Annotated in this window: 10 protein-coding genes; 4 read left to right on the top strand and 6 right to left on the bottom strand. The window is 60.2% G+C overall.

The genetic code is table 11. The features are described 5' to 3' along the window. The first annotated feature begins 181 nt into the window (after positions 1–181). Both ACVOMF_RS18710 and ACVOMF_RS18705 read left to right on the top strand, forming a co-directional pair. Positions 182–1,000, top strand: a complete 819-nt coding sequence (locus ACVOMF_RS18710; protein WP_481510605.1) for a carboxylesterase family protein — start codon at positions 182–184, stop codon at positions 998–1,000. A 289-nt stretch (positions 1,001–1,289) separates the two neighbouring features. Next, the gene (locus ACVOMF_RS18705; protein ID WP_481510604.1) at positions 1,290–2,408 is read left to right on the top strand and encodes an alkene reductase; all 1,119 of its coding nucleotides are present in this window, start codon (positions 1,290–1,292) and stop codon (positions 2,406–2,408) included. Between the two features lie 175 nt (positions 2,409–2,583). Here the strand turns inward: ACVOMF_RS18705 and ACVOMF_RS18700 are convergent, their stop codons facing one another. The 4 genes from ACVOMF_RS18700 to ACVOMF_RS18685 all read right to left on the bottom strand — a co-directional run bounded on the left by ACVOMF_RS18700 (position 2,584) and on the right by ACVOMF_RS18685 (position 7,210). Next, positions 2,584–3,798: a DUF2268 domain-containing putative Zn-dependent protease gene (locus ACVOMF_RS18700; protein ID WP_481510603.1), complete on the bottom strand. Its 1,215-nt coding sequence runs from the start codon at positions 3,796–3,798 to the stop codon at positions 2,584–2,586. Positions 3,799–4,021: 223 nt separating this feature from the next. Beyond that, positions 4,022–5,563, bottom strand: a complete 1,542-nt coding sequence (locus ACVOMF_RS18695; RefSeq protein ID WP_481510602.1) for a DUF4919 domain-containing protein — start codon at positions 5,561–5,563, stop codon at positions 4,022–4,024. Between the two features lie 112 nt (positions 5,564–5,675). Next, positions 5,676–6,350 carry a hypothetical protein gene (locus ACVOMF_RS18690; RefSeq protein ID WP_481510601.1) on the bottom strand — a complete coding sequence of 225 codons (675 nt, stop codon included), beginning with the start codon at positions 6,348–6,350 and terminating at the stop codon, positions 5,676–5,678. A gap of 134 nt (positions 6,351–6,484) precedes the next feature. Next, positions 6,485–7,210: a hypothetical protein gene (locus ACVOMF_RS18685; RefSeq protein ID WP_481510600.1), complete on the bottom strand. Its 726-nt coding sequence runs from the start codon at positions 7,208–7,210 to the stop codon at positions 6,485–6,487. 234 nt (positions 7,211–7,444) lie between these two features. Between ACVOMF_RS18685 and ACVOMF_RS18680 the strand changes: the two genes are divergently transcribed. Beyond that, on the top strand, positions 7,445–8,026 hold the full coding sequence (locus ACVOMF_RS18680) for an ester cyclase (RefSeq protein ID WP_481510599.1): 582 nt from the start codon (positions 7,445–7,447) through the stop codon (positions 8,024–8,026). Positions 8,027–8,139: 113 nt separating this feature from the next. Here ACVOMF_RS18680 and ACVOMF_RS18675 read toward each other — a convergent pair whose 3' ends face one another. Further along, on the bottom strand, positions 8,140–9,378 hold the full coding sequence (locus ACVOMF_RS18675) for an MFS transporter (RefSeq protein WP_481510598.1): 1,239 nt from the start codon (positions 9,376–9,378) through the stop codon (positions 8,140–8,142). 97 nt (positions 9,379–9,475) lie between these two features. Here ACVOMF_RS18675 and ACVOMF_RS18670 point away from each other — a divergent pair, with 97 nt between their 5' ends. After that, on the top strand, positions 9,476–9,922 hold the full coding sequence (locus ACVOMF_RS18670) for a winged helix-turn-helix transcriptional regulator (RefSeq protein ID WP_481510597.1): 447 nt from the start codon (positions 9,476–9,478) through the stop codon (positions 9,920–9,922). 181 nt (positions 9,923–10,103) lie between these two features. On the opposite strand, the gene ACVOMF_RS18665 is transcribed toward ACVOMF_RS18670, so the two are convergent. Then, entirely contained in the window at positions 10,104–11,195 is a 1,092-nt protein-coding gene (locus ACVOMF_RS18665; RefSeq protein ID WP_481510596.1) for a hypothetical protein, read from the bottom strand. Positions 11,196–11,312: the final 117 nt, after the last annotated feature.

Raw genomic sequence — 11,312 nt, 5'->3', positions numbered from 1 at the left:
CCCCCTCCCCCCGCCCGCCCGGGCCCCCGCTCCCCGCGCCCGCGCCCGCCCCCCCCCCCCCGCCCCCCCCCCCCGCCCCCACAACATCCCGCCTGACTCATGGCTGCCATGAGTTAATCTCGCGGCGCTGCATGAAAGCCCGGCCCTACAATCACCGGCACTCAAACCGGGACGATCAAACATGCGCAACCGTCACCTGGCATTCGCCTTCGGCCTGCTCGCTGCGTGCACGCTTGGCAGCGTCGCTGCCGAGCAGGTCGTCGGTGTAGCGCCGCTGGGCAAGGAGGTGTTCGCGTCGGTTGATATTCGCCAGTTCGAGAGCGGCAGTTTCACCTCGGCTGGCGGAGTGGTCATCCCCTATCGACTGTTGCGCCCGACGGCAGCCAAAGCCGGCGTGCCCTACCCATTGGTCATCCAGTTCCACGGCTCTGGCGGCATAGGCACGGACAACAGCAGCCAGCTCGACCGTTTGGCCAGGAGCTGGGCGATGCCTGAAGTACGGCAGCACTACCCCGCCTACGTGCTGGTACCGCAGTTCGCTGAGCGCAGCGCGAACTACGGCCCTGCGTCAGCGGATCAGCATGCGGAAGCCTCTCTGGTGCTCAGCGCCGCGCTCGAGCTGGCGAACAGGATCGCCGCCGACAATCCCGTCGACACCACGCGGATCTATGCGCTTGGATTCTCGATGGGCGGGTCGGCAGCGTGGCTGGCGCCCACCTTGCAGCCAGACCTGCTCGCCGCCATCGTGCCGATCTCCGGCATTGCACCAGCGAATGCCGATGCCGCCACTTTCAGGAACCTGCCGGTGCTGGCCATGCACGGCACTGCCGATGACGAGAACCCGATCACCGCTGACAGGCGCTTTGTCGCCGCCATCCGCGCAGCTGGCGGCGAGCAGGTACAGCTCAGGGAGTACGACGCACTGCCGCACGCACCGCCGGCCGATATCCACCCTGGCAAGTGGTGGCGCGATTGGCTGTTCCAGCAACACCGTCGTTGACCGCCGCCCTTGCAGTCGCGGCGTAAACCGCAAAGCCGGCGATCTTCCCACGCAGGTGGAATCAGCGATTGCGACGCCAGCCGCCAGCGGTCTCGGGGCTTCCCCCTTCCTGCAACACCGGCCACGCTCGCGGCCAGATGTTGCACAAACCGCAACTCTGCTTTCCACCGCGTCCGGTTGTGACACCCCAGACAGGGCCCATGTATTCCGCAATACATGCTGCGACAGCGGTTTCCCGCTGTCGCGACAGGCACTGCCCTCCCCGTCTGGATCCACCTGGAACACTTCAATGACCAAGCTCTTCGAGCCCTACGGCCTCATCGGCACCAAGCTCTCCAACCGCATCGCCATGGCGCCCATGACCCGCGCACGCGCCCCCAACGATATCGCTGACGAGCGCGTTGCCCTCTATTACGCCCAGCGCGCCAGCGCCGGCCTGATCGTCAGCGAAGGCACGCCAATCTCGCGCGAAGGCCAGGGCTACCTGTTCAACCCCGGCATCTACACCCCCGAGCAGATCGAGGGCTGGCGGCTGACCACCAACTCGGTGCATGCGCTCGGTGGCAGGATCGTCGCGCAGCTGTGGCACGTCGGTCGCATGTCGCACCCGTCGATCCAGACCGATGGCCGCGCACCGGTCAGCGCCAGCAGCAAGCAGCCGGCCAACTCCAAGGCCTTCGGCTACAACGAAGAAGGCCAGCCAGGCATGGTCGATGCGCCTGCGCCGCGCCAGCTGAGCACCGAGGAGGTTGCACGCGTGGTCAACGACTTTGCCCAGGCTGCACAGAACGCGATTGATGCGGGCTTTGACGGCGTCGAGATCCACGGCGCCAATGGCTACCTGCATGAGCAGTTCCTCAACCCGCTGGTCAATGATCGCAGTGATCAGTACTCCGCTGACACGCTGGAGAACCGCATCCGCTTCACGCTGGAGGTGATCGACGCCATCGTCGCGCGCATTGGTCCTGAGCGCACCGGCATTCGTCTCTCGCCGTACGGCAACCTCTTTGACATGCCTGCCTACCCGCAGATCGATGAGACCTACACCGCGCTTGCGGCGGCCATCGGCGAACGCAAGCTGGGCTTCGTGCACCTGATGAACCAGGCCGGCTATTCAAGCAGCGCGCCGGGCCAGGCAGGCTTCAACAACCTGCTCAGGACGATACGCAGCAAGCTGCAGGAGACCCGTTTGATCCTGGCCGGCGGACTGGACCGCGAATCGGCGCAGGCACTGATTGATGAGGATCTGATCGACATGGCCGGTTTCGGTGTGCCGTTCATCAGCAATCCCGATCTGGTCGAGCGCCTGCGCAACGGCTATCCGCTTGCCAAGGCCGATCCAGCCACCTTCTACGGCGGCAGCGGCAAGGGCTACATCGACTACCCGCCATACAACGCTGCAGCCTGATCCGCCCCTTGATTGTGGGAGCGGCGTAAGCCGCGAAGCTGGAAATCCCAAAGCCGGCCGGTCCGTGCAAGTGCATGGCCAAGGACCGCGCACCGATACCCAGCTTCGCGACTCACGTCGCTCCTACAAGGCGTGCATCGCCTCGTGCGATTGCTTGGCCCGTTACCCAGCCAAGCTAGAACTGCCCCCGCTCCACACCTTGTTTCCACGACTCCGGCCGCGGCGTCCACTCGCCTTCACCCAGTACCGCCTCCAGCAGGTTCTGGATCGGATAACCCAGGTGCTGCTCCGCCGCCAAACCGCCGTCGCTCATCTGCGCGGCGGCCACGAACTTGCGGAATGCACGCTCATCACCCGCCGCTAACGCGGTGATCTTCTTGGCCAGATCGTAGGACAGCCGGTTGCCATCATCCGCAGCCAGGAATGACTTCCCGGACCAGAATGACTGGATGCTTTCTTCGTTCCAGTAAGCCGCGTGTTGCGCAGCGATCTCGTGCGGAAAGTACATCTGTGCGCCGGGTGCGGCCAGCTGTGGATACAAGGTGTGCTCGGTGTTCACCGCCAGGCCCTCGTTCAACCACGCCGGAATCGGCAGGTGTTGCAGCAGGCAGTGAGTAAGCTCATGGGCGATCACCGGCTCCATCGAATCAAGGATCTCCAACGGCATCACGAAGTGCCCATATCCTGCCTTGATGAACATGCCCGAGGACATCGCGTACTCGCCGCCATCCGGGTAGTAATGCGATACGTAGGCGTAATAGTCTTCCTGGTCGGCGAACACCATCACCACATGCTTGCCAAGGCCGGGCGCGACTGCAAGATCGCCAAGGCTGCGATTGATCCGCGCCAGCAGGCGCTGGCAGGTTGCGAGGAATACCTCGCCTGGCCTGTCCATCAGGTTCGACAGCAGCAGGAAGTCGGCGGACTCGGTGATGCGGTAATGCTCCCCCAGCTGCTGGTTGAGCGCTTCCAGCCACTCCTTGGCCGCAGAGGTGCGGTGGATATGCGTGGCGTCGGCATCCAGTCCCGTCGGCGCGTCCTCGCTGATACGGTCCCAATCCGCGATTGGCAGCTGGGTGCCGTCATACCAATGCATGCGCACCGGCACACGCGGCAATGGCGCTATTTTCGCAGACCTCTTTTCGCGCGACAGGTGCGTTGCCAGCCAACCAATCAGGATGAAGACCATCAGGAAGAACGCCACCGCATAGAGCGCGTCCTTTCCTTTCTCCCTGTCATCAGCGGACAGACCGACGTCTGCAGCCGCCACAACCAATGGCGACACGGCTGCGGCCTGTGGCAGCGCGGCATGCGCAACCCCAACAGGAGCGAGCAAGGAAGTGCCGATGCTGGATGCCAGCAGCAGGGCAAGAATCAAGAAGAATTTCATATTGCTTCGTTTACCTGTGCCTGGCCATTACCAACATTGAAGTAGCTTTCCATCTGATCATCCCATCTCCGTGCGAGAGCGCTACATGATCCTGCTTGCGGGAGCGGCTTAAGCCGCGAAGCTCGCCAACTCTCCAACAAGGGAGTTGCTGGAGAACGATCAAACACGCTTTGTTTCGGAGTATCAGCTTCGCGGCTCACGCCGCTCCCACATACAACTGTTGCTATCGCGAGCCCAGCACGAGGAAGTACTTCCCATCCTTCCCGGAGCCAACCTGTAGGCAAGCTTCGTCCTCCTTCCAATCCAACGCGTAATCCCGATCCAGCGCCAGATGCCGGAACACCGCGCCGATATCAGCAGAGGACGTTACGATCCACGGCGCTTGGCAACTGTTGCCGTCGCCACTTGCCAGGATGGCCTGCAACAGTCCGTCAAACCCGAAGCGCACAGCCGCGTCATCGCCAGCAAGACTCTCCAGCGCATTCAAATGCAAGGGATACCGCTCCAGAAAGTCCTGGTAAAGCTGCAGGCGCGCACCAGCTGAGCCGCCCGCCCCGTCCAACGCAGCAAGTTGCCTGCGCAGTTCGAGATAGCCCTCGGCCGCTGCCAGCTCGTCGGCCCCGGTGATTGACGAATCGCCTTCGGCCGGTTTCGGCCCGAGGTTGCGCTGCAACCATTCGCCGTAATACAGATGGGCGAACTCAGTACCTGCAAGACCACGATCACGGCCGATGAATCGCGCCAACAACTTCGGGTAAAACGTTTCCTGCTCAGGCTCCAGCACCGCATCCGCGTGCACGCCAGCGACACTCGCCATCATCTCCGGTCCTGCCGCAGCGCCTCGTGCCCACAACTGGCGTTCCGCGCGATAACTCATCGGCCCTGCAAAGTCGTCACCAGTGCTTCCATAGCGCCGGACCAGCAACATCACATCGGTCCCGGCGCTGTGCTTGTAGCCGTCAACCGCCAGGACGTCGCCGTTCCAATCGGATGCAGCGTTCCCCCGACCATCCAGCGCCACCTCGCGGAACAGCAGGCAACGACTACCAGGCAGCCAGCTGTTCGCGCATGCAGCCGATGCCTCCTTGATCTGCAGCAATCGTTCCGCCCCCTGCAGACCGTAGCGCGCGCCCTGCACGAGCGCCGTCCCTTCGAAACGCAATACGCCGCCAAAGGCGTCGCCAAGCTCCAGTTGCGGCCGGTCCTGCTTCGCCTGCTCAACGCGCATACGTAGCGCATGCCCGCCGGACAGCATCTGCAGCAGGCGCAGCTCAGCGTTGTAGGCCGGCTTCTGGCAGGTCAATGCAGGCGTGCGCTCATGCGGCTGCCTGCGCAGATTCAGTTGCCAGGCCACCTCACGCCGTGAATCAGCGCCTTGCACCTGATAGCGGCGCAACACCACCTCACCATCCACCTGCCGCTTGCATAGCTCGCTATGCAGCAACAGCGACGGTTCCGCTGACGGACTTTTTTCCTCGACACTGAATTGCAGCTGCGGTGCATCTGCCCCCTCGCCGAACCAGGCTCGCGACATACCATCCTTGTCCACAGCAGTGAGCAAACGCCAGCGGTAAAGCGGAAGCAGCTGTTGATAGCGCTGGGCGGTCTGGCGTGCTGCGGATTCGTCGGGGTGCGTTGGAGGTGGCGCCAGTGCAGCCGGCATTGAGGCTGGCTGTTGTCCAATCGCCAGTGCGGGCAATGCAACTGTAGCAAGTGCAATCGCCGCGCAGATGCCAGGCAAGTGGCGAAGACGAATCCCGGTCATTCCACATCTCCCTATGCAGCTCTGGACTGTCGCACAGTCCAGAGCGTCCTCAACATTCGGCTCAGTCAATCAACCCTGCTATCGAACTTCAGCGCCGCTACCGCAGCCGAACTCAAAGCTCTTCGTCGCAGGGTTCATCACTTAGCAGCGCAGGATCCACTGGCTTGGCTTCATCGATAAGCGCACGCTGCTCAGCCGTCGGATTGCCCAACCACCACACCTTGCAGCGCGATACCAGACGGCCAACCATCCTGGCGTGCTGGGGCTGGTAAAGCATCGCCAGCTGCTGCGTATCGCACTGGTGCGCCTGGCAGGCCGTATAGAACCACCATGTTTCGCTTCCCAGCATCTTGGGCACGCCCGGTGCGCTGGGGCCACTGAGCAACCGGTCGCGCTGCGGTGGGACATGCGGATCGGCGATGTCTCCCTCAGCCGCCTCTTTCAGCAGCTCGTCGAATGCGGCGGTAACCTTGGGATCAGCACGGCCGCAGTTGTCCACGGTGTTGCCGCCCACCAGAGTGAAGAAATGCGTCGCCAGTGGATCTTCCTCACAGCTGGGCTCGTGGTCGAACGCGGCTGGCGTGGGCGCATCGCCATCCGGGTCGCCCTCTTCATAGGGCGAGGATTCGGTGTCCTCGATCTCAGTGACAGGATCCGCGCTTGCCTTGGCCGGCAGCTCGGCCTCCGCACCTGCGGTAGCGACACCCTCCGCGTCACCTGCCGGCATCTGCTTGCAGCCCAGCAGCAGACCTACAAGCAGCGACACTCCAAAAATACGGACTTTCATTTTTCACCTGGGGTAATCAGTACGTTGCATCCATGTAGTTCCCGGTCATGCAATGGGAATCGACTGATTGTAGCGGCTTGGTTCAACTGCTGAATATGCGGCTGCGGATGCATCATTTCTTGCAGCCCTGCGGATCAGGGGCGGTGACCAGATAGCCGGACACCTACATTCGGGATATCCGCTTTTCCTAACGACAAAACCTTCCGCTTCCCTGCTTCAACCAAAAGACTGTGATAAAGCTCTAGTCGGATACGCATCAGGTTCGAATTAGCCGCAATGAAGTACAGCAGTACAAGAAAAGCTGAAAGAATCGCTTGCCATGCAGGCATGGCAAGGGGATTACTCCACTGACGAATGAAGAGGAACGCCGAGACAACAACCGGCAGTACGCCTAGCTTGTCCAGACCACCGGCAATCAGCCCGATCTTGGCCGTAAGCTGTGTCAACGACAGTCGCGCCACTCGCTCGTTTTCATTCAGCTCGGTCTCCGGGAACCTCGCCAGCCAGTCCAGGATGTACTCGAAGTACTCGCGATCATGATCAAGCTGCCGAACCTGATCATCGCGCCAGCGCCAGAAGCGCAGACCCAAGACACCGCAGTTCCTGATGAAGTCGGGAAGACCGGCTACGACAAGGACGACCAACCCCGACCTGGCCATCCAAACCATCCAATCTGTCGGCTCCAACCACTTGATTAGAAAGTACGGCGTAGCACCCACCATGGCGCCAACAAAGGCGATGGCATTCAGGGACTTCAGAAATGGCGGCGTATTCAGCACCCCGGCCGGCCCCTCTGGCATTTCACGTAGCCGCTGGTCCAGCGCTGCAAATGACAGCCTAGTTGTGTTGCTGGTATCCATACCATTGCTTCCTGATCGATTGGCGGCAAGCATATCGCGCAAGCCCACGTACCGCTGGTTGCAGACGCATGCCGAGGCGTCAAAGGCAGGCCCTGTGCTCTTTCCTGCTTCACGCCCTCAAAACCCGAGACGGCTCACTCTTCCCCTGCTTCCAACCGACCCGTGACTTTGGAGAGCTTGGTTGGAACACCACGAACGTCGTTACCTCAGCGCACACCTTGCAGGAGCCGTTCAATGAATGCCATGAAACGCGTCGCTTTCGCTGCTTCCGTAGCACTCACCACGGTTGGCGTCGCATCTGCAGCCGGGCAACCGATCGACAGTTGGCCGGCCAGCAAGGTTGGCGAAGCCACTCCCGCCGTACAGGGAATGCCGTCAGCCCTGGCCAGAAACCTCGCCACCTTCGATGACCTGGATTTCCGCGTCTACACAAAACAGCAATGGGATGACCTGCACCTGAGTCATGCCAAGGATATCGTCGTGCACTACCCGGACGGCCACACCACCACCGGCTTGCCTGACCACATCAAGGAGCTGGATTTCATGTGGACCTTCGCACCCGACAATCGGATCACCGAACACCCGGTGCGCTTCGGCTCGGCGAATGCCGAGTGGACGGCAGTCGCCGGCTTCATCGAAGGCACCTTCAGTAAACCCATGGTGCTGGCCGATGGCACCGTGATCCAGCCGACCAACAAGAAGTACCGCCTGCCGATGGTCACCATTGGACACTGGAACGAACAGGGGCAGATGACCGAGGAATTCCTGTACTGGGACAATGCCGCTTTCATGAAGCAGATTGGTGTTGGCAACTGAGATCGGTACCACTCGGTCCAACATATCAATCTGTTCATAGAAGCATCGCTCTTGTGGCTCGGGTAGGCGTCGCACCCGGGCCACTGCTTTCACCTATCGACTGATGCTGTTCGCTACCGCGGCTGCTCGGGCATGCAGCGCCGAGTAACAAGCCAAAAAACTCCCGCAACGCCACAAGTCGCCGCGCCCAGCACGCATACACCACTCCAACCTGCCCGCGCATACGTCGCCGTCGTGGCAATCGCACCGGCCCCGCTGCCTATCGCATAGAACAGCATGTACAGTCCAACCAATCGACTATGCGCCTGTGACTGCTCGCGGAGGATCATGCTCTGGTTGCTCACGTGCAGCGCCTGTCCGCCCAGATCCAGCAGGACGATACCGACGGCCAATGCCCATGGTGATTGCGGCATCAACGACAGTGGCCACCACGCCAGAAGCAGAACCAATAATGCGATCGTGGTGACGGTTTGACCTCGCCCACGGTCGACCCATCGGCCTGCTCGGGTGGCACCCAGCGCACCGATCACGCCGACCAGCCCGAATGCGCCAATAGCCGTATGCGAGTAACCATAAGGCGGCGCACTCAGCGGCAACACCAGCGCGCTCCAGAAAATGTTGAACGCCGCGAACATCAGCAATGCCAGCATTCCACGGATCTGCAGCACCCGGTCCTGCCGCAGCAGCTGCAGCATCGAACCAAGCAACTGCGGGTAGCGCATTGTCACTGCGCTCGCCGGCAGGCGTGGAAGTCTGCGATGGAGAACACCGGCCAGCAGCAGCATCGCCAGCGCCGCAACAACGTAGACGCTGCGCCAGCCTCCGAGGTCGGCGACACCGCCAGCAACCACCCGCGCCAGCAATAGACCGATGAAGACACCCGCCTGCGCAGCGCCAACCACACGCCCGCGCTCGCCGTTGCCGGCTGCACTGGCCGCATAGGCAATCAGCCCCTGCGTCATCGCCGTGCCGAGCAGGCCGATCGCCAACATACCTGCCAGCAACAGCCAGGGCGATTGCGCCCAGGCCACCCACAACAAGGCGACCACCAAGGCCAACAGCTGGACCAGCATCAAGCGACGCCGCTCCAACCTGTCACCCAGTGGCACAAGCAACAGCAAGGCCAGGGCACTGCCGATCTGGGTTGCAGTCACCACGCTGCCGACAGCGGCCAGGCTGATGCCCAGTGATGCGGCCAGCAGGTCCAGCAAGGGCTGCGCGTAGTACACATTGGCCACGCACAACCCGCTGGCGATGGCGAACAGCCATACCAGACCGGCAGGCAGCGCCTGACCTACCCGGGTCACAGGTGCCTCGGGCCGCTCCAAAGCACTTTCCAAAGGCAGGTTCATGGCGCATCCGAATCCAGTTGCATATCGCAACCAGATGCATGCTAGCGAACAGTGGTTTTAAAATGCAACTACAATGGGTGCAGCCACAGGAGTCGCCATGTCCCGCCGCATCCTCGAATCCGACTCACCCTGCCCGGTAGCCCGCAGCCTCGACCTTGTCGGCGACCGCTGGTCACTGCTTATCCTGCGCGATGCATTTGATGGCGTTCGCCGCTTCGGCGACTTCCAGCGCGGCCTGGGCGTGGCCCGCAACATCCTTACCGACCGCCTGCGCAAGCTGGTGGATGCCGACATCCTGCAGCTGCATGCCGCATCGGACGGCACGGCGTACCAGGAATACGTGCTCACCGCCAAGGGCGAGAGCCTGTTCCCCATCCTCGTCGCCCTGCGCCAATGGGGCGAGCAGCACCTGTACCAACGCGGCGAAAGGCATTCGCAACTGCTCGATAACCGCACCGGCAAGCCGGTTCCGTTGATGCGCTTGCTGGGTTCGGATGGGACGGCGTTGGCAGCGGCGGATACGCGGGTACGCAAGCTGAAGTGATGCCGCAGATGTGGCTTGAATTACGAAGCGTCCTGGCGGGATCAGAGCGGGGCACAATTTCCAATCAGCCCTCGGCTTCGCTCAAGCAACTCATGCAAATGCAGGTTGGAAGCGGCGTGAGCCAGCAGCCCCCTTGCTCTAATTGAAGTGAACCCGGTTCCGTTAGTTTCCGTCCTTGATCTCAGGGCGCTTCCTTTGTCTTCATCTTAAGCAAAGAATCAATGATGTCTTGCATAGGCATCCTATCGCCATGCTTACCATCCAACGTTGAAGAAGCATTAAAAGAAATAGCTTCGATGGAGCTTCTCATAAGCAGCGCCATCAATTCATCACCACCAACCTGCAAATCCCCGACCTGCTTCTTGTAACTTTCAAAAGATTTAGCCAGAGCCTCCTTATGCGAATACTCCTGCTGAAGCCTCTGAAACTCACTCCGCCTTTTACTCGCATAATACGCAAGCCAGACAGCCGGAGCATAGAAAGGCAACTTGTTGACAACACCCTTTAGAACAGACTCCCAATCCCCGACAGAATGAAACTTGATACCCCAGAGATAGATATCACTAACCAAATAAAACAAGGATCCCAGCATCAACGCAAAAATCGCACCATAAAAAACTCTTGAAGCATTTCTGATTGGAGCATCAAAAGATATTTTCTGCTGATGATACGCCCCCGCCAACCCAGCGCTAACCGCCCCCGGAATAAGCCCCTGAATCTCCTCACTTAATGCGCGAAACTTTCTTTTCTGATCGCTCTCAAACGTTTCCAACCTAACCTTTAGCGATTCGTCACCACCAAACACGTACGACTCAAAACCCTTAACCTCCTCCACTCGCCGCAACGATTCTTCGTATCCAACTTTAAACTCAGCGAACAAAACCTTTGAATTGGATGCAGCCTCGTGTATGGAGTCAATGAGTGAAACATCAAAACCCTCACTTGGCAGATAGATCCTGTCGGAGTCTTTAGATATTCGCTCCTCAAATGCAGACATTTTTTCAAGATGGGACTCTGCGCGCCTCAGTATTGAGTCATCTCCGACTGAAATCTGAGATTCAGAGTTCTTAATCCTAGATGATATCAAATCAATTTCAGCAACAACTTCCTTAGCCTTTCTTAGCTCTTCCTCAACCTCAGCAGTTTCTGTCTCCACTGATCGGCGAAACCGAGGCAACTCCTCTGCCAAAGCGGAAGAGTACTCCTTTGCAACCTGCTTTAGATTTACCCTTGTGCCCCCTCGAATAGTTACATATGGGAGGAGTGACGACACAACCTCTGACCCACCCCCAATTACCGGTGCATTTCAAAGTAGAAAATCCGGCATTCTACGACTCTAGGGAATTCGCTTGGGTCCCGTGTTTCAGGGCAAATTCCTCAGGGGTTTTCC

The sequence above is a fragment of the Stenotrophomonas sp. STEN022 genome, from assembly GCF_056760155.1.
This window is presented reverse-complemented; position numbering and strand designations above follow the sequence as displayed.

Excerpts from the sequence above, each read along its gene's own strand:
- ACVOMF_RS18700 (WP_481510603.1), bottom strand. The coding sequence starts at position 3,798 with ATGAAATTCTTCTTGATTCTTGCCCTGCTGCTGGCATCCAGCATCGGC.
- ACVOMF_RS18670 (WP_481510597.1), top strand. The coding sequence starts at position 9,476 with ATGTCCCGCCGCATCCTCGAATCCGACTCACCCTGCCCGGTAGCCCGC.
- ACVOMF_RS18690 (WP_481510601.1), bottom strand. The coding sequence starts at position 6,350 with ATGAAAGTCCGTATTTTTGGAGTGTCGCTGCTTGTAGGTCTGCTGCTG.
- ACVOMF_RS18675 (WP_481510598.1), bottom strand. The coding sequence starts at position 9,378 with ATGAACCTGCCTTTGGAAAGTGCTTTGGAGCGGCCCGAGGCACCTGTG.
- ACVOMF_RS18685 (WP_481510600.1), bottom strand. The coding sequence starts at position 7,210 with ATGGATACCAGCAACACAACTAGGCTGTCATTTGCAGCGCTGGACCAG.
- ACVOMF_RS18695 (WP_481510602.1), bottom strand. The coding sequence starts at position 5,563 with ATGACCGGGATTCGTCTTCGCCACTTGCCTGGCATCTGCGCGGCGATT.
- ACVOMF_RS18710 (WP_481510605.1), top strand. The coding sequence starts at position 182 with ATGCGCAACCGTCACCTGGCATTCGCCTTCGGCCTGCTCGCTGCGTGC.
- ACVOMF_RS18680 (WP_481510599.1), top strand. The coding sequence starts at position 7,445 with ATGAATGCCATGAAACGCGTCGCTTTCGCTGCTTCCGTAGCACTCACC.
- ACVOMF_RS18705 (WP_481510604.1), top strand. The coding sequence starts at position 1,290 with ATGACCAAGCTCTTCGAGCCCTACGGCCTCATCGGCACCAAGCTCTCC.